The organism is Ruegeria sp. HKCCSP351 (assembly GCF_017872535.1).
In the GTDB taxonomy this organism is placed as follows: Bacteria; Pseudomonadota; Alphaproteobacteria; order Rhodobacterales; family Rhodobacteraceae; genus Ruegeria.
On record NZ_JAEDOV010000001.1, the window covers coordinates 656,585 to 676,856 of the forward strand.

17 protein-coding genes and 1 tRNA gene are annotated in these 20,272 nt (G+C 57.5%); 7 read left to right on the forward strand and 11 right to left on the reverse strand.

From position 1 onward, the window contains the following. Positions 1 to 120 precede the first annotated feature (120 nt). Positions 121 to 195 (forward strand) — tRNA-Asn (locus tag I9182_RS03250). Between the two features lie 22 nt (positions 196 to 217). On the opposite strand, the gene I9182_RS03255 is transcribed toward I9182_RS03250, so the two are convergent. The 4 genes from I9182_RS03255 to zwf form a co-directional block, all read right to left on the reverse strand. Continuing rightward, positions 218 to 1,837, reverse strand: a complete 1,620-nt coding sequence (locus tag I9182_RS03255; RefSeq protein WP_209596433.1) for a long-chain-fatty-acid--CoA ligase — start codon at positions 1,835 to 1,837, stop codon at positions 218 to 220. 185 nt (positions 1,838 to 2,022) lie between these two features. Continuing rightward, positions 2,023 to 3,633: a glucose-6-phosphate isomerase gene (pgi, locus tag I9182_RS03260; protein ID WP_209596435.1), complete on the reverse strand. Its 1,611-nt coding sequence runs from the start codon at positions 3,631 to 3,633 to the stop codon at positions 2,023 to 2,025. A 4-nt stretch (positions 3,634 to 3,637) separates the two neighbouring features. Beyond that, positions 3,638 to 4,309, reverse strand: coding sequence for a 6-phosphogluconolactonase (pgl, locus tag I9182_RS03265; RefSeq protein WP_209596437.1), 672 nt, complete (start codon positions 4,307 to 4,309; stop codon positions 3,638 to 3,640). Continuing rightward, entirely contained in the window at positions 4,306 to 5,760 is a 1,455-nt protein-coding gene (gene zwf, locus I9182_RS03270; RefSeq protein ID WP_209596439.1) for a glucose-6-phosphate dehydrogenase, read from the reverse strand. The genes pgl and zwf overlap by 4 nt, the downstream gene beginning before the upstream one ends. A 163-nt stretch (positions 5,761 to 5,923) precedes the next feature. Between zwf and I9182_RS03275 the strand changes: the two genes are divergently transcribed. Beyond that, on the forward strand, positions 5,924 to 6,877 hold the full coding sequence (locus I9182_RS03275) for a radical SAM protein (RefSeq protein WP_209596441.1): 954 nt from the start codon (positions 5,924 to 5,926) through the stop codon (positions 6,875 to 6,877). A gap of 112 nt (positions 6,878 to 6,989) precedes the next feature. Here I9182_RS03275 and I9182_RS03280 read toward each other — a convergent pair whose 3' ends face one another. After that, positions 6,990 to 7,259, reverse strand: coding sequence for an usg protein (locus tag I9182_RS03280; RefSeq protein ID WP_209503794.1), 270 nt, complete (start codon positions 7,257 to 7,259; stop codon positions 6,990 to 6,992). Positions 7,260 to 7,451: 192 nt separating this feature from the next. Here I9182_RS03280 and gyrA point away from each other — a divergent pair, with 192 nt between their 5' ends. Next, on the forward strand, positions 7,452 to 10,172 hold the full coding sequence (gene gyrA, locus I9182_RS03285; protein WP_209596443.1) for a DNA gyrase subunit A: 2,721 nt from the start codon (positions 7,452 to 7,454) through the stop codon (positions 10,170 to 10,172). A gap of 42 nt (positions 10,173 to 10,214) precedes the next feature. Here the strand turns inward: gyrA and yghX are convergent, their stop codons facing one another. The 4 genes from yghX to I9182_RS03305 form a co-directional block, all read right to left on the reverse strand. Beyond that, entirely contained in the window at positions 10,215 to 11,111 is an 897-nt protein-coding gene (yghX, locus tag I9182_RS03290; RefSeq protein ID WP_209596445.1) for a YghX family hydrolase, read from the reverse strand. Between the two features lie 63 nt (positions 11,112 to 11,174). Beyond that, positions 11,175 to 12,644, reverse strand: a complete 1,470-nt coding sequence (locus tag I9182_RS03295; RefSeq protein WP_209596446.1) for a carboxypeptidase M32 — start codon at positions 12,642 to 12,644, stop codon at positions 11,175 to 11,177. A 4-nt stretch (positions 12,645 to 12,648) separates the two neighbouring features. Next, positions 12,649 to 13,794, reverse strand: a complete 1,146-nt coding sequence (gene ctaA, locus I9182_RS03300) for a heme A synthase (protein ID WP_209596448.1) — start codon at positions 13,792 to 13,794, stop codon at positions 12,649 to 12,651. A gap of 59 nt (positions 13,795 to 13,853) precedes the next feature. Next, on the reverse strand, positions 13,854 to 14,597 hold the full coding sequence (locus tag I9182_RS03305) for an RNA methyltransferase (protein ID WP_209596450.1): 744 nt from the start codon (positions 14,595 to 14,597) through the stop codon (positions 13,854 to 13,856). A gap of 154 nt (positions 14,598 to 14,751) precedes the next feature. Between I9182_RS03305 and I9182_RS03310 the strand changes: the two genes are divergently transcribed. Beyond that, the gene (locus tag I9182_RS03310; protein ID WP_209596452.1) at positions 14,752 to 15,372 is read left to right on the forward strand and encodes a thiamine phosphate synthase; all 621 of its coding nucleotides are present in this window, start codon (positions 14,752 to 14,754) and stop codon (positions 15,370 to 15,372) included. Here the strand turns inward: I9182_RS03310 and I9182_RS03315 are convergent. Continuing rightward, the gene (locus I9182_RS03315) at positions 15,369 to 16,511 is read right to left on the reverse strand and encodes a HupE/UreJ family protein (protein ID WP_209596454.1); all 1,143 of its coding nucleotides are present in this window, start codon (positions 16,509 to 16,511) and stop codon (positions 15,369 to 15,371) included. The two genes, I9182_RS03310 and I9182_RS03315, sit on opposite strands and share 4 nt — an antisense overlap. A 170-nt stretch (positions 16,512 to 16,681) precedes the next feature. Here I9182_RS03315 and I9182_RS03320 point away from each other — a divergent pair, with 170 nt between their 5' ends. The 3 genes from I9182_RS03320 (at position 16,682) to I9182_RS03330 (ending at position 19,229) form a co-directional block, all read left to right on the forward strand. Beyond that, the gene (locus I9182_RS03320) at positions 16,682 to 17,575 is read left to right on the forward strand and encodes a PfkB family carbohydrate kinase (RefSeq protein ID WP_209596456.1); all 894 of its coding nucleotides are present in this window, start codon (positions 16,682 to 16,684) and stop codon (positions 17,573 to 17,575) included. After that, positions 17,572 to 18,483: a pseudouridine-5'-phosphate glycosidase gene (locus I9182_RS03325; RefSeq protein WP_209503785.1), complete on the forward strand. Its 912-nt coding sequence runs from the start codon at positions 17,572 to 17,574 to the stop codon at positions 18,481 to 18,483. Before I9182_RS03320 ends, I9182_RS03325 begins: the two co-directional genes overlap by 4 nt. A gap of 65 nt (positions 18,484 to 18,548) precedes the next feature. Next, positions 18,549 to 19,229, forward strand: coding sequence for a DUF502 domain-containing protein (locus I9182_RS03330; protein ID WP_209503784.1), 681 nt, complete (start codon positions 18,549 to 18,551; stop codon positions 19,227 to 19,229). Here the strand turns inward: I9182_RS03330 and I9182_RS03335 are convergent, their stop codons facing one another. Further along, on the reverse strand, positions 19,230 to 20,255 hold the full coding sequence (locus I9182_RS03335; protein ID WP_209596457.1) for a patatin-like phospholipase family protein: 1,026 nt from the start codon (positions 20,253 to 20,255) through the stop codon (positions 19,230 to 19,232). Between the last annotated feature and the right edge of the window lie 17 nt (positions 20,256 to 20,272).

Genomic DNA, 20,272 nt, shown 5'->3' on the forward strand with positions numbered 1-20,272 from the left:
CAATATTCAATCTTTCGTCAGAGTCAGAAACCACATCGGTATTCTGGGGCTTTTTCGTTGAAAAAATGATGACCGCCCTCTGGACGCCGGATACTCCGGTTGCTATACGGCGCGGACCGTTCCGGCGTAGCTCAGCGGTAGAGCAGTTGACTGTTAATCAATTGGTCGTAGGTTCGATCCCTACCGCCGGAGCCAATTCACCCCGCAAGATCACATCTCACCCCGCTAGGGCATCCTTGAAATCCGAACGCAGGTTTCGTTTCAGCACCTTTCCGGTTGCGTTCAGTGGCAGCGCGTCAACAAAGACGACTTTGTCAGGAATCTGCCATTTGGCGATTTTCCCTTCGAAGAAGGCCAGAACCTCTTCTTCGCTTGGATTCTCACCTTCGGCCCTTACAGCGACCAGCAAGGGCCGTTCGTCCCATTTCGGATGCGGAACACCGACAACGGCGGCAGTTGCCAGTTTCGGGTGCGCAACAGCGATGTTTTCAAGTTCGACCGAGCTGATCCACTCCCCTCCGGACTTGATGATGTCCTTGGATCGATCCCGGATGGTCATGTAACCATCGGCGTCCAGCGTTGCGACATCGCCTGTGGCGAACCAACCGTCTTGCAACAGATCCTGATCCTGCATCAGGAAATAGCTGTCCAGCACCCAATGCCCCCGCACCATCAGATCGCCCTGCGTTTCACCGTCATGCGGCAGATCGTTGCCGTCATCATCTACGATTTTCAGTTCAACCCCAAACGGTGGCCGGCCCTGACTCAGACGGATAAGGTGTTGTTCGTCCAACGGCAGCACCAGATGTTTGGCCAATGGGTGGTTGGCGGTGCCTAGCGGGCTCATCTCGCTCATGCCCCACGCATGGACCGTATCGACGTCATATTTATTCCGGAAGATATCCATCATCGAGGGTGGGCAAGCGGCACCCCCAATCACGGTCCGTTCGAGGCTTTTCAAACTCGTCCCGCATTTGGCGGCATGCGCCAACAGTCCCTGCCAGATGGTTGGCACCCCCATTGCCAGCGTCACACCATAGGTGTCGATCAGGTTGACCAGCGCCTCGCCATGCAAATCCGGGCCGGGCAGCACAAGACGTGAACCTGACATGGCGCAGGCATAAGGCGACCCCCATGCATTAACGTGGAACATAGGAACGACGGGCATCACGACATCCATCGCCGAAAAGCCGATCACATCGCGCGTATTCGACGCGAAGCTGTGCAGGACCGTCGATCTGTGGGAATAAAGAACCCCTTTGGGGTGGCCTGTTGTGCCGGAAGTGTAACACAGCCCTGACGCGGTGTTTTCATCCAGTTCAGGCCATTCAAAAGCCGCGTCACCGGTTTCGATCAGTTCATCGTAGAATTTCAAGTCGGGTATTTGTGCTGCAGCCTCATCACTGCGGGGGCCCATCAAAACAAAATGGTGAACATCCGTCAGCGCACCGTGCAAGGCGGCAACCAGCGGAATGAAGGTTGCATCAAAGAAAAGCACCCGATCCTGAGCATGGTTGATAATATAAGTCAGTTGTTCAGGAAAAAGCCTTGGATTGACTGTGTGACAGACATACCCCGCACCCGAAGTGGCATAATAGATCTCCAGATGGCGACGATTGTTCCAAGCTAGCGTTCCGACCCTGTCCTGCGGCTCCAGACCCAGCCGCGTCAGGGCCGACGCCAAACGCCGGGCGTTCACAGCTATCTCGGACCAATTAGTTTCGGTCACCGTTCCATCCGTTTCGACCGAGATGATCTCGGTCTGACCGTGGTAACGCTGTGCGTGATCAATCAGCGACGAAATCAGCAAAGGCTGCGTCATCATCTGTCCCAGCATGGACTTCCTCCCGTCATAGGCGGGGCCTTGCCTGGCCCCTGCCTGTTCTGTCTGGCACTGACAAGCAGGGGTGTCTCCCGTACTGTCAGTTCAGGCGTTTCCTAAGACGGAACCCTGCCAATCATTTAATTGTCTGACAATAGAAGAATGCAGCCCACACCGATAGCGGACTACATTCCCACCGCTTAATCCCGGTGTTTCAGCGCGTAGGCGACCAATGCTGCGGTCGATCCATCCTTGCCCTCGGCGCTTTCTTCACCGTCCACGATGGGACCAAGCGAGTTGGCCAGTTCCTTGCCCAGCTCAACCCCCCATTGGTCGAATGAGTTGATGCCCAGCAACACGCCTTCGACAAACACCCGGTGTTCGTAAAGCGCAATAATCTGACCCAACACAAACGGTGTGAGTTTGGGGTAAATCAATGTTGTCGAGGGACGATTGCCGGGGAAAACCCGGTGCCGGGCCTGTCGATCAAGTTCATCCCCCAGATACCCCTGCTGCGCCATACGCTGACGCGCTTCTTCGAACGAACGGCCACGCATCAGGGCCTCGGACTGCGCCAGACAATTAGCCAAAAGCAGACGGTGGTGATGGGTCAGTTCGGGTTCATGCCCCTCGGCCGCAACCATGAATTCGCAGGGAATGACATCCGTACCCTGATGGATCAGCTGGTAAAACGCGTGTTGTCCATTGGTGCCCGGCTCACCCCAGACGACAGGACCTGAAGGCATGGCGAGGGTTGAGCCATCCATCGCCACGGATTTGCCATTCGATTCCATTTCCAACTGCTGGAAATATGCGGGCAGGCGCAAAAGCCGCTGGTCATAAGGCAGCACCGCACGGCTGGTATGCCCCAGAACCTGACGATGCCAGATGCCAACCAATGCCAGCATCACAGGCATGTTTTCATCCCAGTCAGCCGAGCGGAAATGCAGGTCCATCGCCTGCCCACCGCGTAAAAACGCGTCAAATGCGTTTGAACCAACTGCAATCATGACCGGCAAGCCGACCGGACCCCAAACCGAATAACGCCCACCGACCCAATCGGAGAAACCAAATACATGCGCCTCGGGAATACCGAAGGCTTTCGTCTTGTCCAAAGCGCTGGAAACGGCGGCAAACTGGCGCGACGGATCGCCCCCGCCTTCGGACATCCACGCGCGGGCGGTGCGCGCATTGGTCATCGTTTCGATTGTGGTAAAGGTTTTTGAGGCGACAATGACCAGCGTACGCGTCGGGTCGAGCTGCCGCAACGTATCCGCGATATGCGCCCCATCCACGTTCGAGACGTAATGCACCCGTGGTCCATCGTGATAAGGTGCCAGCGCCAATGTGGCCATGACAGGGCCGAGGTCTGACCCGCCGATGCCGATATTGACCACATCGGTAAAGTTGCTCCCCGCTCCAGCGATAGCACCGCCACGCACCTCCTCAGCGAACACGCGCATCCGTTGCAGCGTGTCCAGAACCTCGGGCATGACATCCTGACCGTCCACTTCAACCGGCCCGCCATCAAGGTTGCGCAAGGCCGTGTGCAGCACCGCGCGGCCTTCGGTCTCGTTGATCTTCTCACCCGCAAACATCGCATCACGCCGAGACGCAAGACCAGCCTCTGCACACAATTGAATGAGCGCGGATCGCACCTCATCATCAATCTGTGTCTTTGAATAGTCGAATACCACATCCCCGGTTGAGGCTGAAAATACTTCGGCCCGGTTTGCATCTGTCGCAAACAGGTCAGGGATACGACGGTCACTTTTCGTCTGAGCCAGTGTTTTCAAAGCATCCAGATGCATTGCTTTACTCCGCCCAATGTACGGTCATGCCACCAAGAACTGCGGCGATCGGTGCCTCTTCCGGTGGTAGCGACATGGCTTTTTCAAGAACGGCGCGTTTTGCCTGTCCATAGATGATCAGATGTTTCGACAGCGCCCCGTCCAGGACCGGAGCGGTCAGGGAAATTCGCGCCTCTGGCTGCGTTTCGGTCCGGGCGACGATCAACGTAGGTGCATCACTGCGCAATGCCTCGTCCAGCCCTTCCATCCCCGGAAACAATGAGGCCGTGTGCATGTCTTCGCCCATTCCCAGTACCAGCACCGACAATGGCAATACCGGCGCAATCAGCGATTCGATTTCGGGCAACGCTGCCTCAGGTTCTGAACCAGGGACATAAAGCGGAATATATTGCGCCACTGAAGCCCGGCTGGTCAGCAACCTTTCGCGGATCAAACGCTCGTTCGAGCGCTCATGGTCCGCTGGCACACAGCGTTCATCCGTGGGCAACACACGCACGCGATCCCACTCAAGATCGGCAGCACACAGGCTGTCAAAAACGGGGCCCGGAGTTGTTCCCCCCGGAACAGCCATTGCAACGGTATCATGGTGCAGCAATGCGGCCTCAAGGTCGCCCGCCAGCACGTTAGCCACGTCGATGGCAAGCATTTCGCGATCAGCATATTCCTGAATTTTCATGGCTTTATCCCTTGCCAGTGGCGTCCGTCACGTTTCATCAGCAGTTCAGCGTCGCCCGGCCCCGTGCTGCCGCTGTCATAAGGCTTTGGCACATCCCCGCGCGCCAACCATCCGGCGATTATCGGATCAGTCCAGGCCCAGGCGGCCTCAACCTCATCCCCGCGCATGAACAGGGTCTGGTTTCCGCGGATCACGTCCATCACCAGGCGTTCATACGCATCTGGCGGGTCCTGATTTTCGGGGCCCAGGGCTTCGGCAAAGCTCATGTCCAAGGGAACGTCGATCAGACGCATCCCACCCTGCCCCGGTTCCTTGATCGTCACCTTCAGCGTGATCCCTTCGTTCGGCTGCAACCGGATCGACAACGTATTTGCATGGCGCCCCGCTTCTTCCCCGAATATCGAATGCGGCGCGTCCTTGAACATCACGTTGATCACCGACGAGCGCGCCACCAGACGCTTACCGGTGCGCAGGTAGAACGGCGTACCTGCCCAACGCCAATTGCTGATATGGGCCTTCAACGCCACATAGCTTTCGGTGGTTGATCGCGGGTTGCCAACGCAGTCCCGGTATCCCGGCCCGTCCGAGCCGGCCGCAAATTGCCCCCGCACGATGTGGTGCGGTTCAACCGGATCAAGCGCACGGATCACCTTGAGCTTTTCATCCCGAACTGCGTCAGGATCAAATTTGGCCGGAGGTTCCATCGCTATCAGGCACAGCAGCTGCATCAGGTGGTTTTGCACCATGTCCCGCATCGCGCCCGCGCGCTCATAATAATCTTCGCGCCCTGCGATACCGACAGTTTCCGCAACCGTTATCTGGATATGGTCGACATACTGGCTGTTCCACAGCGGTTCGAACAGCATATTGCCAAACCGGACCGCCATCAGATTCTGGACGGTTTCCTTGCCCAGATAATGGTCGATCCGGTAAATCTGATTTTCATCAAAATGCGCGGCCAATGTGGCATTCAAGTCCCGTGCGCTTGCCAAATCATGTCCAAACGGCTTTTCGACCACGATACGGGTTTCTTCTGTCACCAGATCATACGCCCTAACCCGTTCGGCCAATGGCCCGAACAGGCTGGGACCGACCGAGAAATAGAAAGCGCGAACCCGGTCGGGCGAGAGTTTTTCACTCAGTACATCCCAACCATCCGTCGTCAGGGCATCCAGCGACACATAGTCGACCCGTTGCAGGAAATGGTTCAGGGCTTGCGAATCCTGCGCCCGTTCCGAAGCGTGCCGATGCAGCGACGCAGCAACCATGTTACGAAAATCATCCGCCGAATGACCGGCACGCGCGGCTGCTATTATCCGGGCATCCTCGTGCCACTGACCCGCACAATACCGACGGTAAAGCGCAGGCAGGATTTTGCGCTGCGCCAGATCACCGGTGCCGCCGAAAATGATCAGATCAAATGGATCAACAGGGATGACACGTGAAACCATGAGTTGTCCTTACCCTGACCCTTCCGGCATGTCCAATGTTAGCGCAACCAAAGCTTAATAAATCTCGCTGTTCAAAACTCTGTCAGAACCTCTGCGCCAGACTTACCAAATCCGCGACAAAGGGCTAGATCAGTTTGATAACTTCAACGAACCGGATGTGGGAATGAAAGACAACGCCCCTCAGCTTGCCAATGTCGGCAAGTTTCAGCGTAAACTGGTAACGGCCGACGGCCAGACCCGCGCAAAGGTTTCCCTTACCAACCCTCAGACGCTGTGGTTCAATACCGGCACGCTGTGCAATATTGAATGCGTCAACTGCTATATCGCCAGCAGCCCGACCAATGATGCGCTGGTTTATATCACTGCGGACGAGGTTCGTGACTATCTTGATCAGATCAAAGCCCGCAATTGGCCGGTGCGTGAAGTTGGTTTTACGGGCGGCGAGCCCTTCATGAACCCCGAGATGATCGACATGACACGCGCCGCGCTGGAGCGTGGGTACGAAGTTCTGATCCTGACCAACGCGATGGCCCCGATGATGCGCTTCAAGATACGCGACGGGCTGCTGGCATTGCAAAAGACATTCAATGACAAGCTGACCCTGCGTGTTTCCGTAGATCATTACCGGGCAGAACTGCACGACCTTGAACGCGGCAAAGGAAGCTTTGAAAAAACCCTGACGGGTATGAAGTGGCTGCACGATCACGGCTTTAACATGTCTGTCGCCGGACGCACCGTTTGGGATGAGTCTGACACGGAAAGCCGCGCGGGTTACGCCGCATTCTTTTCAGAACACGGCTTTGGCATAGACCCGTATGATCCGACACAGACCGTCCTGTTCCCAGAAATGGACGAAACTGTCGAAGTGCCCGAGATTACGACGGCTTGCTGGGATATACTGAACAAGTCACCCGATGCGTTGATGTGCGCCAGCGCCCGCATGGTGGTGAAACGGAAAGGCGCTGATCACCCGGCGGTGCTGGCCTGTACCCTTTTGCCCTACGAGCCTGAGTTCGAGATGGGTCATTCTCTGGCCGAATCCGAAGCAGACGTTCACCTGAACCATCCCCATTGCGCCAAATTCTGTGTGCTGGGCGGAGCCAGTTGTTCTGGGTGATCAGTTCAGGAATTACCGGACTTCGTTCCAGTTGTAATAGTGTGTACGCGCCGATCCCTTGGCTTTTTCACCTTGAGAGAATGCAGCATCAGAACCTGCACTTGCCCCTCGCTCAATTCACACGAAACTCGCCCACCATGTTGCGCCACTCTCCGGGTGCGATCATTTTGCGATGGGTGAACTTAACAGAATGCAACGGGCCTTCGATTTCGCGCTGCCAGAAGTCGATGAATTTGAACAATTTCGGATGATCCGGCGCAAGGTCGTAATCCTGCCAGATGAACGTGTTCAACACGTGGATGTAATCGGGCAGATGATAGAAAAACTCCGCCGTCGTCAGCCCATACCCCTTGAGCATCAGTTCGGTTTCGCTTGGCTTCATGCAGACCTCCTGTTTGATACAAGGTCCATTCAAGATACCACGAAAACCTTCCAATACTTATATAACAATATGTTACTTGAGTATTACCGGGGAAATTCCCCATAAAGGCGCTGCTTGCTTGCACCTTATGTGCCGGGTCTGATAAGATACACCCACAAGATATAGACCCAGAACAAGACACGGGCAGTTTACGTGAGCGACACGCCAGAAATCCCCGAAAACATGGATGAAATCCCGCCCGAGCGCCCAGTCTATGACGGCCCGACGGTTTCCATCGAATCCGAAATGCGCACGTCCTATCTGGACTATGCCATGTCGGTCATCGTCAGCCGCGCGATCCCTGATTTGCGCGACGGGCTGAAACCGGTGCACCGGCGTATCCTTTATGCAATGCACGAAACGGGGAATACGCACGATAAGGCGTACCGCAAATCGGCCCGTCCGGTGGGCGACGTGATGGGTAAGTACCACCCGCATGGTGACAGTGCGATTTACGACGCGCTGGTGCGGATGGCGCAGGATTTTTCGATGTCGCTGCCGCTGCTGGATGGTCAGGGCAACTTTGGCTCGATGGACGGCGATAACCCGGCGGCGATGCGGTATACCGAAGTGCGGATGGACAAGCCCGCTGCTTCCCTGTTGGCTGATATCGAAAAAGAAACGGTCGATTTTCAGGACAACTATGACGGCAAGGACCGAGAGCCAACGGTTTTGCCGGCCCGTTTCCCGAACATGCTGGTCAATGGTGCCGGTGGTATCGCCGTGGGGATGGCGACGAATATCCCTCCCCACAACCTCGGCGAGGTGGTCGACGCCACGCTTGCGCTGATCGACGACCCCGACCTGACGTCAGAACAGCTGATTGAATACGTCCCCGGCCCCGATTTCCCGACCGGTGGCGTGATGCTGGGTCGTTCCGGTGCGCGTAAAGCCTATCTGGAAGGCCGTGGCAGCGTCATCATCCGGGCCAAGACCCGTGTCGAGGAACTGCGCAAAGATCGGTATGCGATTGTCGTGGACGAGATCCCGTATCAGGTGAACAAGGCCGCGATGATTGAAAAGATCGCCGAGGCCGTGCGCGAGAAGCGGATCGAAGGCGTGGCCCATGTACAGGACGAATCCGACCGCAACGGCGTACGCGTTGTGGTCGAGCTCAAGCGCGATGCGACGCCCGAGGTGGTGCTGAACCAGCTCTACCGCTTTTCGCCGATGCAGACCTCCTTTGGCTGCAATATGCTGGCGTTGAATGGTGGCCGCCCCGAACAGCTGACCCTGCGCCGGTTCCTGACCTCGTTCATCGATTTCCGTGAAGATGTCGTTGCCCGCCGTACCGCCTATGACCTGCGCAAGGCGCGCGAACGCAGCCACATCCTGTGTGGCCTGGCTGTCGCGGTGTCCAATGTCGATGAAGTGGTTGCAACGATCCGGTCGTCTGCGGACGCGGCGCAAGCGCGCGAAAAACTGATGACCCGCCGCTGGCCTGCCTCCGACATCGCTGGCTATCTGCGCCTGATCGATGATCCTTTGTCCAAGATGAATGACGATGGCACCTATAACCTGACCGAGGTGCAGGCCCGTGCCATTCTGGAGTTGCGCTTGCAACGACTGACTCAACTGGGCGTCAAAGAAGTCACGGACGAACTGGAAGAACTGGCTGCCAAGATCAAGGAATACCTTGATATTCTTTCCTCGCGCGAACAGATAATGAGCATCATCGCTGATGAGCTGCGCAGCGTGCGTGAACAGTTCGCGGTCGACCGCCGCACTGAGATCGTCGACTGGTCGGGCGACATGGAAGACGAAGACCTGATCGAACGTGAAGACATGGTCGTGACTGTCACTTCGGGCGGCTATATCAAACGCACGCCGCTGGCAGATTTCCGCGCCCAGAAACGCGGTGGCAAGGGCCTTTCGGGGATGCAGACCAAGGAAGAGGATGTTGTTACCAACCTCTTTGTTGCGAACACCCATACACAATTGCTGTTCTTCACAACAGACGGGATGGTCTACAAGCTCAAGACCTGGCGCTTGCCCCAATCCGGGCGCACCGGCAAAGGTAAGGCCATCGTCAACATCCTTCCGATCCCAACCGGCGTTTCCATCGCCGCGATCATGCCCGTGGATGTACCGGACGAGGAATGGGAAAACCTCCAGATCGTCTTTGCCACCAGCGCAGGTGACGTGCGTCGCAACCGGTTGTCGGACTTCACCAATGTCCGTCGCAACGGCAAGATTGCCATGAAACTGCCTGACGGCGTTGAACTGGTGAATGCGCGCATCTGTTCGGAAGACGAAGACGTGATGCTGGTCACCAATTCCGGCCGCGCGATCCGCTTCCGGACAACTGACGTGCGTGTCTTCAACTCGCGCGAATCCACAGGTGTCCGGGGGATCAGGCTGACCAACGGTGATCGTGTCGTTTCGATGTCCGTAATCCGCCATTTCGAGGCGACCCCCGAAGATCGTGTGGCCTATCTCAAGATGCGGCGTGCGGTTGCGGGGCTTACCGAAGAAGATGCCGGTGACGACGAGGAAGCCGCAGCAAGCAGCGATTTCAGCCAGGAAAAATATGCCGAGATGTCGGCGGCCGAAAACCTGATCCTGACCATAACCGCCGGAGGTGCAGGCAAGTTGAGTTCAAGCCACGACTACCCCGTGCGCGGACGTGGCGGCATGGGCGTGGCCGCGATGGACAAGGCGATGCGCGGTGGCGATCTGGTTGCATCCTTCCCGGTCGAGATCGATGATCAGATCATGCTGGCCACGTCAAAAGGCCAATCTATCCGGGTGCCGGTCGATGGCATCTCCTTCCGCTCACGCTCCGCGGGCGGCGTGAAAGTCTTCAATACCGGCAAGGGCGAAGAAGTCGTCAGCGTCGCGTGGATCGCCGATCAGGGCGACGAGGAAGAATGACAGTAACCCCGGGCACCGGTTCGACGGTTCCCGGGGTTCAGTTCATGTCAGGTAGGCATTGAACAATGCAATGGTCCGGCTCCAAGCCAGATTTGCCGCAGCTTCGTCATACCTGGGCGTCGTATCATTGTGAAAACCGTGATTGACATCCGGATAGAAGTGCACGCTGAACTTCTTTTGATTGGCTTTCAACGCCTCTGAATATGCAGGCCATCCAGCGTTGATACGCTCGTCCAGACCGGCATAGTGAATCATAAGGGGTGCTACGATGGACGGAACATCTTCGGCTGGTGGTTGCCGACCGTAGAATGGCACCGAGGCTGCAAGGTCCGGATAGGCCACGGCCAACGCGTTGCAAACACCTCCGCCATAGCAGAAGCCGACAGCGCCAACTTTGCCGGTTGAAAGATCATGATCACGAAGGAATTCAAAGGCGGCGAAGAAATCCGCCATCAGTTTTTCCCGGTCCATCGAGCGCTGCATCTCGCGCCCTTCTTCATCAGTACCGGGATAGCCGCCAAGGGGGGACAACCCATCAGGTCCAAAAGCAAGGAAACCGGCCTTGGCCGCGCGGCGCACAACGTCCTCAATATAAGGGTTCAGACCCCGGTTCTCGTGCACGACCAGTACCGCTGGCAGTTTACCCGCGGCATTTGCCGGCATCGCCATCAGGCCGCTGGTTTCGCTATGCCCATCCGGGCTGTCATATGCGACCACCATGGTTTGGATCGCGGGATCGTCCGGGGCCACCTGTTGCGCCCAGGCGTAATTGGGTTGCAACTGGTCCAGAATCATTGCGCCTGTCATTCCGGCAGCCGTGTATTTACCGGCTTTTGAAATGAACTCACGCTTGGACATCGTACCGTGCACATATCCGTCGAATATCTCTAGGATACGCGGATCAAAATCACTGGCTTTCTTGCGGGCTTTTCCGGTCATCGAAGCCTCCCAGGCGATGGTATCGGTGCACCGATTCTAACGCCTGAGCTGCAATTCGGAAACTCACAAATCGTAGAGCGCGCCGAACTTGGCCTCGAGATAGCTTAGCAATGGGTCCGGTCCGGGCTCGATGCCGCTTGCACGGGCAATCACCTCGCGCGGTGCATAAAGGCCACCATGCTGCTGCACATGCTCACGCAGCCAGCCGGTTGCGCCGGTGGTGTCGCCGCGGGCCAGTTGCGCGTCAAGATCGGGCTCTGAACCGCGCAAGGCCTGGTAGAGGCACCCAGCATAGACATTGCCCAGCGAGTATGTCGGAAAGTAACCGAACAACCCAACCGACCAGTGCACATCCTGCAAACAACCGTTCGAGGGCTTGTCGACCGCATAACCGAAATCTGCCTTGAACCGATCATTCCAGGCGGCCTCCAGATCGCCGACCTGCAAGTTTCCGGCCATCAGCGCGCGTTCCAGATCAAACCGCAACATGATGTGCAGATTGTATTGGACCTCATCCGCCTCGGTGCGGATATAGCCGTTATGGACGCGGTTGACCGTCGCATAAAACGCATCCGGGTCGGCAATGCCGAAATCGCCGAACGCCTCTTTCATTTGTTCGAACAACCAACCGGTAAAGGCCCGCGACCGACCCAACTGGTTTTCGTAGATCCGGCTTTGACTTTCATGCACGCCCATCGACACACCAGAGCCGAGCGGTGTCAGCAGGTATTTCCTGTCGATCCCCTGTTCATAGGCGGCGTGGCCCACCTCGTGAATGGTGGAATAGAAACAGTTGAACGGGTCGGTTTCGCTGGTTCGCGTGGTGATGCGGACGTCAAGACCGCTGCCGGAACTGAACGGGTGAACCGCCTTGTCCACGCGGCCATTGTTCAGGTCATAGCCAAAAGCGATCGCCAGTTTTTGTGTCAGACGCATCTGGGTCTGCTCATCAAAACTGCGGTTCAGGGCAGCGGGTTCGGGTCGCTCCAGCACAGCGGCGCGCAGGGCCACCAGTCGTGGGCGCATCTGGTCGAAGATATCCGCAATCTGTGCGCTGGTCGTGTAAGCCTCGTAATCTTCGACCATGGCGTCGTATACGTCGCCCCCTTGTGCCAGCGCCTCGCCTTCCTGTCGTTTCAGCGATACGACCTCTTCCAGAACCGGAAGAAAGGCCGAGACATCTTCGTCCGCGCGCGCCTGCGCCCATTTTCCCTGCGCAGCGGACGTCATACGGGCAATCGCCGTCGCCAGATCGGCAGGTACCTTTACCGCGCGATCATACGCGCGCCGGATTTCTCGCATCTGCGCCTTGCCGACCTCATCCTGAGGTGCGGCCTGATCCAGCCATTCGGCAACACGAGGATCAGAACGGCGTGCGTGCAGGACAGATTCGATTGCTGCCATTTCTTCGGCGCGCTGAGGCGCTGCGCCGCGCGGCATCACGGTTTCCTGATCCCAGCCAAGCCGACCAGCGATCTGGCTCAAAGCCGAAGTTTCCCGCTGAAAGCTCATCAGTTCGTTGAAAGCGGTCATAATTTTAAACTCCGCGCACAGATGTTGCGACTGGATAAGCCGTGAGGAACCGCGCGCGCAGGATCAGGGTCCAGACGACAACCGCTATAAACTGGTGGAAGATAGCGATCTGCCATGGCGCGCCATAAACCACGGTCACGATGCCGACAACGACCTGTAACGAAAGCGCGGCGAAAGCAGCGTTGAAGGCAAAACGCGTCTGCGGATGCGCGCTGCCGCCACCACTCCGCCAGACTATGACGGCAAAGATGAACAGCAGATACCCCGTACACCGGTGGATAAATTGTACCAGACCGGGGCTTTCAAAAAAGTTTCGCCACATCGGCTCCAACATAGTCGCATCCGGTGGAAGCAACTGCCCCCCCATCAGCGGCCAGTCGGTGTAAGACCGCCCGGCGTCAATCCCAGCAACCAGCGCGCCGATGAGTATTTGTAAAAAGGCGAAATGCATCAGACCGGTGGACAGTGAGAACAGTTTGGCCTCTTTCGCGCGGCGCGCCTGCATCAGGTCGCGTTCTTCGCGGCCCAGTTCAAAGATGTACCAGGCCAAAAATCCCAGGATCACAAAAGCCAGCCCCAAGTGTGTTGCCAGACGGTAACTTGCGACGGCGGTCATGCCTTCACCCTGAGTGACACCCGAAGCCACCATCCACCAACCAACAGCGCCCTGCAGACCGCCAAGAAGACCCGGAATGATCAACTTTCCCGTCCACCCTGTCGGGATCTTGCGGGTGAGAAGAAAGGTCAGAAATCCAACGGCCCAGACCAGACCGATCATGCGACCCAACTGACGATGGCCCCACTCCCACCAATAGATGGACTTGAAGTCACCCAACTCCATCCACTGGTTCTGGATGCGCCATTGGTCAATCTGCTTGTACTTGTCGAACTCTGCCTGCCAGTCCGCTTCGGTCATCGGTGGCAAGGCTCCGGTGATCGGGCGCCATTCAGTGATCGAAAGGCCGCTGTCGGTCAGGCGCGTCAAGCCGCCAACCGCAATCATCACAACGACCAGTGCAAACAGGATCATCAGCCAGACGCGGATCGCATTGCGCGCGCCGCCGCGCCCCCGGTCGATCATACCGGGTTGAACCGCCTGTTGTTTTTCGGTGTCCGTAACCTCTTCGAAGATGCTGCGCTTACCGCTCATGCTGTCCTCATGTCCTGATTTCGTCGCAAGCTATGGCTTGGGCAAAGATAGGTCCAGCCTCAGCCTTTATCCTTCCAGCGGACCATCTGACGCATGATCCCGTGCAACATCTGCACATCGGCCCGCGTCATCCGCATCCGCGACCACAGGTTGCGCAGGTTTACCTTCATCCCTTCGGCCTTTTCGGGAGGGTAGAAGAACCCCGCCTCTTCCAGCCTGTCCTCGTAATGTTCGACAAGTTTTTCAACTTCGATCCCAGTGGCCCAGTCACCTTTGCCCAGGTCGGTCGATTCATGCACCACATCGCCGGTCTGGCGCATCCACTCATAAGCGGTCAGCAATACGCATTGACCAAGGTTCAGCGAAGCATATTCCGGGTTCACCGGCACCGAGATGATTGCGTTTGCCTTGGCGATGTCTTCATTCTCTAGCCCTGCACGTTCAGGGCCGAACAGAACGGTAACCTTCTCGCCCGCAGCGATCTTTTCGGCGGCAATCTTCATTGCGTGTTCGGGGCTGTAGACAGGTTTGGTCAAGCCCCGCTGACGGGCTGTCGTGGCGAAGACAAACGTGCTGTCGGCCAGCGACCCGGCCAAGTCGTCAAACAGCTGCGCCTCATCCAGCAAGCGCCCTGCGCCGCTGGACATTGCCACCGCTTTGGGGTTCGGCCAGCCGTCACGAGGGGCTACGATACGCATCCGGTCCAGCCCAAAGTTCCACATCGCCCGCGCAGCAGCACCGATGTTTTCGCCCATCTGCGGGCGCACAAGCACGAAGGAAGGCTGGGGTTTGTCGCTGGGCATGGCTCACCTTAAGAAAACTTGGCCTGCTGTAATTGGCAGGCTCTTGCAGGGCAAGGCGCAGGAGCGTTATTTGCAGGCTCTGGACCATAAAAGTTTGCTTCCCAGCCGCAATCCGCTAAACCGCGCCAAAGACTGAAAGCCGAAGGACGCGCCCATGGACACCCCCGAGCAGCCGCAGATTTACCTGATCACGCCTCCGACCATCGAGTTGAGCACATTCACGAACAAGCTGGCATCGGTTCTGGACGGGGTCGAGATTGCCTGTATCCGTCTCGCGTTGGCCGGAAGTGACGAAGATACCATCGCCCGCGCGGCGGACGCCTGCCGCGAAGTCGCCCATACGCGCGACGTGGCCATCGTGATCTCGAACCATGTATTGCTGGCGCAGCGCCTGGGGCTGGACGGGGTGCATCTGGATGATGCTGCACGCTCGGTCCGCACCGCGCGCAAGGAACTGGGCGCCGATGCAATCGTCGGAAGCTTTTGCGGCGCGTCTAGCCATGATGGTATGACTGCTGGCGAAAACGGAGCGGATTATGTGGCCTTCGGTCCTGTCGGCTCGGCCAAACTGAGAGATGGGACCCGCGCCGAAAAGGATCTGTTCCAATGGTGGTCCGAGATGATCGAGGTTCCGGTTGTGGCCGAAGGTGGGTTGACGCCCGAATTGATCCGCGACCTAGCCCCCTGCACCGATTTCTTTGGCATTGGCGATGAGATATGGGGCAGTGACGATCCTCTGGGCGCGCTGAAAACGCTGCTGGCCGCGTTGCCTTAACCCAGCACCCAAGGCTCGACAATCCAATAGACCCCGGCACCTGCAATCAGCATCGAGGCCAGAACCGATATCCGGCCTCGTTTACGGTGTGAGCCGCCAGAAAACAAAAGCGCCAGAGCAAGCCCCGCAAAGGCTACAACAACAAGCGGCAGAATATTCCCGGCGCCAAAGCCCAGGATGGCCGGAGGCAGATGATCTGGCGGCACCCCGATGCCGATCAGGGCCGACGCAATTACCAGACCTTGAAGACCGCCAATGGCGAGAACCGCCAGCAAACGCCAGACCTGCAATCGCCGGGCAACCAGGTTCCACAGCGCCAGAACGATGGTCGAAGCCACCAGAACCGGGGCCTCGTTCACCTTTCCCGCATCCAATACGCCATACAATCCCAGCCCAAGCCCGATCAGGGCGCCCGCTGACAGGAACACCAGTTGGGACACCACTGGGCGCAATTTCAAAGACAGAAACACTAGCGCCAAAACAAGAATGGATGGCTTAATTGGGTTTCGGAGAAACTGATCGACCCCTTTTGTGAAATATGTCTGCAATGTTTGTTGCGTTGTCAGAGATGCCCCCCCTTGCAAGGGGATCAGCGGGCTGGTTTCACCGGCAGCCAAATACCCGGTGTATGGGGCTGCAACATTTTGCTGTCGCAGAACGATTGGCCCGCTTTCTGACGGCCAGGTCAGACGCAGGTTTGACACCTGATCGGGTAAAGGTGCAGTCAGCAACAGTTTGGAAATGCGTACTTTTTCCGTATCTCCCACTACAGGAATACGCACACCTTCATAAGACAAACTCAATCGCTCTGGTGCCTCTACCACAAGATTTTGTTTCCATAGCTGAACGAACTCTTTGATCTGGGGCTCCAGTTCAGAGGAAACCAGTCGCCGCAAGGATTTGTAGTTTGGATCGTCGGAAAATGAACCGGGCTGCGCGGGATTGTTCCCGGTCAACATAGCCTCGGCATTCCATTTCAACTCAAGAAACAAAGTGTCGGACTTGACCCAGAAATCAACGACGGTCGGCGGGGCGGATTGCGCCCTGCCCGATCCGGGATGCAAAGTTACAAGAACAAGAAAACTCAGGGCACAGGTTTTGAGGGTTCGAAAGATGGCGCGGAAAACAGGGCCATTCATACGAAAAGCTCCAACAGGAAAATCAAATCACCAATCATTGCCTTCAATTGTTCCCGCGAAGGCCGCAGATCGCAAGCCCAAAGGGCATATGGGACCTGTGCACCGCAAATCTCTGATTGCGGTAACGTTCTGACTTGCATGGGCATCACCGCTGCGGCATGACGTCCTTTATGACTCAGAACAGTAATATCCTGTGTATCGGCTCGGTCCTGTGGGACGTGATCGGACGATCGGCCAGTGCCATGCGGCAAGGCTCGGACGTGCCTGGCCGGATTACCCGCCTGCCGGGTGGTGTTGCGATGAACATAGCCATGACGCTGGTACGTTTTGGTATGACGCCAACCCTGCTGACCGCCATTGGCCGCGACCCCGAGGGCGACGAGCTGATACATGCCTGTTCCCGCCTCGGAATGATCACGGATCACATCTATCGCTCGCAGGACCTGCCGACCGACCGGTATATGGCTGTCGAAGGTGCCAACGGGTTGATCGCGGCCATTGCCGATGCGCATTCACTGGAAGCCGCTGGCGCTAAGATCCTGCGACCGCTGATGCACGGCCCGCTTGGCTATGAAAACACGCCCTTTGAGGGACCTATTGCGCTTGACGGCAACCTGACCCTGAACCTGCTGGAAGAAATCGCCCAAAGCCCTGCATTTGCCCGTGCCGATCTGCGTGTTGCCCCGGCCTCTCCCGGCAAGGCCGAGCGCCTATTGCCCTTCCTGAAACTTGCCCGCGCCACGCTTTATGTGAACCTGGAAGAGGCAGGAATACTTTGCCAACGCGAATTCACCGATTCTGAAACTGCTGCAAAAGGCCTTCTGGATCGTGGCGCGCTACGCGTGCTGGTGACTGACGGTGGAAACTCAGCTACGGTCGGCAGTTCCGACGAAATTCTGACCCAAACACCCCCATCCGTTCTGGTCACCCGTGTGACCGGTGCCGGGGATACCTTCATGGCGGCTCATATCGCCTCCGAATCCGGCGGCGCATCGAGTGATGAGGCTCTGACCCGCGCTCTGCATGCCGCAGCAACCTACGTTTCCGGAGAAACCCCACTGTGATCGACATTCAATATTCAGCCGAGGTCCGCGCTGCCAAGGACGCAGGCCGTCCCATCGTTGCGCTGGAAAGCACCATCATCACCCATGGAATGCCCTACCCGCAAAACATCGAAGTTGCGGCGCAGGTCGAACAGGACATCCGTGATGCCGGCGCAGTTCCGGCAACCATGGCGGTGATTGAAGGCAAACTACACGTGGGGCTCGAGCCCGACCAGTTGCAATGGCTGGGTCAGGCTCAAGGCGTTGCCAAAATCTCGCGCGCGGATATGGCGGCCTGCATCTCGACCGGTGAAACCGGCGCCACAACCGTGGCCGCCACCATGATCGCCGCACATTACGCCGGGATCGAGGTATTTGCTACTGGCGGCATCGGTGGTGTGCATCAGGGGGCTGAGACGACGTTCGACATCTCGGCTGATCTGCACGAACTTGGCCATACACCGGTCACCGTTGTCGCAGCTGGGGCCAAGGCCATCCTCGATCTGGCCAAAACTCTTGAGGTTCTGGAAACACTGGGGGTGCCCGTCATCGCCCATGGTCAGGACGCGTTCCCTGCCTTCTGGTCTGCAAAATCACCCTATGCCGCCCCCCTGCGCATGGACACGCCAGAAGCTATCGCCAAGGCCCACGCAACCCGTCGCGCGTTGGGCCTGCCCGGCGGGCAGCTGGTGGCCAACCCGATCCCGATCGCGGATCAGATCCCTGCCGAAATACTGGCCCCCATCATCGCCGAGGCGCAGGCTGATGCAGATGCGCATCGGATTACCGGAAAAGATGTGACGCCTTATCTGCTGCAACGTATCTTTGAAATGACCGAAGGCCGTTCGCTGACCGCCAACATTGCCCTTGTGCGCAACAATGCGCGCCTCGCTGCGGCGATTGCACGCGCACTGGTAGAACAGGGATAACGCAAGCCTATTGTGCCAAAGCCACTGATTGACTACCTAAACCCCGACAACCACTCGGAACCAAGATGAATACACCGTTCGACGAAGAACCGCATCATCGCCGCCCCGGCATGCTGGCACGGCTGCGCGCGTCGTTCCTGACGGGGCTGGTTGTCATTGCCCCGGTCTGGCTGACGGTCTGGCTGATCTGGTCAGTTGTCGGTTGGATCGACAGCGCGGTCCTGCCGCTGGTGCCTCATCAGTTCCAACCGGAACAATACGTTGGTATCAACCTGCGCGGTGTAGGTGTGGTGATCTTCCTGATCTTTACCGTGATCGTAGGGTGGATCGCCAAAGGAATCCTGGGGCGGTCCCTGATCCTGTTCGCTGAAAGCGTGGTAGATCGGATGCCGGTCGTCCGCTCGATCTATTCCGGGATCAAACAAATCTCGGAAACCGTATTTGCCCAAACTGAACGCTCTTTTGAAAAGGCTTGCCTGATCCAGTACCCCCGCCGTGGGATCTGGGCCATTGGGTTCGTCTCGACAACCGCCAAAGGCGAAATCAGCAAACGCGCGGAAACCGGAGGAGAGCTGCTCAGCGTCTTTGTTCCGACCACCCCCAACCCGACCTCGGGCTTTTTGCTGTTTTTTCCGGCGGAAGACGTCATAATGCTGGACATGACAATTGAGGATGCCGCGAAACTGGTGATCTCGGCCGGGCTCGTTTATCCCAACGAAAAAGACCCCACGCAACCGCCCGAGTGATTAACCGAACATGGCTGGCAGATCGACAGTACTGGTCTGACCCAGATCGCTCTTATGCTTGGCCAGAAAACGATCCGCCGCCGCCTGCCCCGCCTGTTTCAGCTTGTGCAATATAACCGGGTTGGGCACGGTTTTTGTGGCAACAGACAGGCTGCTCATCAACTCGTTATCCGCAATCATATGCACCAGGACGCGGCTCATGTCCCCGGCCTTCAGCTTGCCCTCTTTCAAAAGCCGCTGAACAAAGCTGATTGCCCGCAATTCGCGAAACAGGGATGAATTGAAGCTGATCTCGTTGATCCGGTTCTGGATCTGCTGCGGTGTGACCGGCACCGCGTCGCGCTCCAACGGATTGATATTCACGATCACCACATCATCCGGCAGATCAGTGTTGAACAGCGGATAGAGCGCCGGATTACCAGTATAACCGCCATCCCAATAAGCCTCGATCCGGTTCGTCTTTGGATCAAATATCTCGACAGCCTTGAACAGGGTCGGCAGGCAGGCCGAAGCCAGAATAGCATCTGTCGAGACCTCCTCGCCGGTAAACACTCGGATCTTACCGCTTCTCACACAGGTGGCGCACACAAACAGGCGGGGTCCCGCATCGGCGCAAACTTCCGCAAAATTGAACCTGTCCACCACCGGCTCCAGCGGATTGCTGTAGAATGGACCATAGGCATAAGGCGACACCATCCGCGACCAGGCATCACCAATGGAAAACGGCACCGAATATTCCATCGCCTGCGCGATTGCGGCCGGTTCCAACCCGCGAAACCAATTGGCAATGCGCATGTCACCAATCGCGCCCATACGCCTCCAAAGCCCATCCAGTTGCGCGCGCGCGCCCTCGCGTCCTGAATGAACCATCCCCGATTTGAACGCCGCACCATTCAACGCACCGGCAGATGTTCCGGTGATAGCGGCAACCTCGATGTCTTCTTCATCCAGCAGACGGTCAAGCACACCCCAGGTGAACGCCCCATGCGCACCGCCGCCCTGCAAAGCCAGATTGATCCGTATCACAGCCCTCACCCTTCATC

Excerpts from the sequence above, each read along its gene's own strand:
- I9182_RS03255 (WP_209596433.1), bottom strand. The coding sequence starts at position 1,837 with ATGCTGGGACAGATGATGACGCAGCCTTTGCTGATTTCGTCGCTGATT.
- pgi (WP_209596435.1), bottom strand. The coding sequence starts at position 3,633 with ATGCATCTGGATGCTTTGAAAACACTGGCTCAGACGAAAAGTGACCGT.
- pgl (WP_209596437.1), bottom strand. The coding sequence starts at position 4,309 with ATGAAAATTCAGGAATATGCTGATCGCGAAATGCTTGCCATCGACGTG.
- zwf (WP_209596439.1), bottom strand. The coding sequence starts at position 5,760 with ATGGTTTCACGTGTCATCCCTGTTGATCCATTTGATCTGATCATTTTC.
- I9182_RS03275 (WP_209596441.1), top strand. The coding sequence starts at position 5,924 with ATGAAAGACAACGCCCCTCAGCTTGCCAATGTCGGCAAGTTTCAGCGT.
- I9182_RS03280 (WP_209503794.1), bottom strand. The coding sequence starts at position 7,259 with ATGAAGCCAAGCGAAACCGAACTGATGCTCAAGGGGTATGGGCTGACG.
- yghX (WP_209596445.1), bottom strand. The coding sequence starts at position 11,111 with ATGACCGGAAAAGCCCGCAAGAAAGCCAGTGATTTTGATCCGCGTATC.
- I9182_RS03295 (WP_209596446.1), bottom strand. The coding sequence starts at position 12,644 with ATGACCGCTTTCAACGAACTGATGAGCTTTCAGCGGGAAACTTCGGCT.
- ctaA (WP_209596448.1), bottom strand. The coding sequence starts at position 13,794 with ATGAGCGGTAAGCGCAGCATCTTCGAAGAGGTTACGGACACCGAAAAA.
- I9182_RS03305 (WP_209596450.1), bottom strand. The coding sequence starts at position 14,597 with ATGCCCAGCGACAAACCCCAGCCTTCCTTCGTGCTTGTGCGCCCGCAG.
- I9182_RS03310 (WP_209596452.1), top strand. The coding sequence starts at position 14,752 with ATGGACACCCCCGAGCAGCCGCAGATTTACCTGATCACGCCTCCGACC.
- I9182_RS03315 (WP_209596454.1), bottom strand. The coding sequence starts at position 16,511 with ATGAATGGCCCTGTTTTCCGCGCCATCTTTCGAACCCTCAAAACCTGT.
- I9182_RS03320 (WP_209596456.1), top strand. The coding sequence starts at position 16,682 with ATGACTCAGAACAGTAATATCCTGTGTATCGGCTCGGTCCTGTGGGAC.
- I9182_RS03330 (WP_209503784.1), top strand. The coding sequence starts at position 18,549 with ATGAATACACCGTTCGACGAAGAACCGCATCATCGCCGCCCCGGCATG.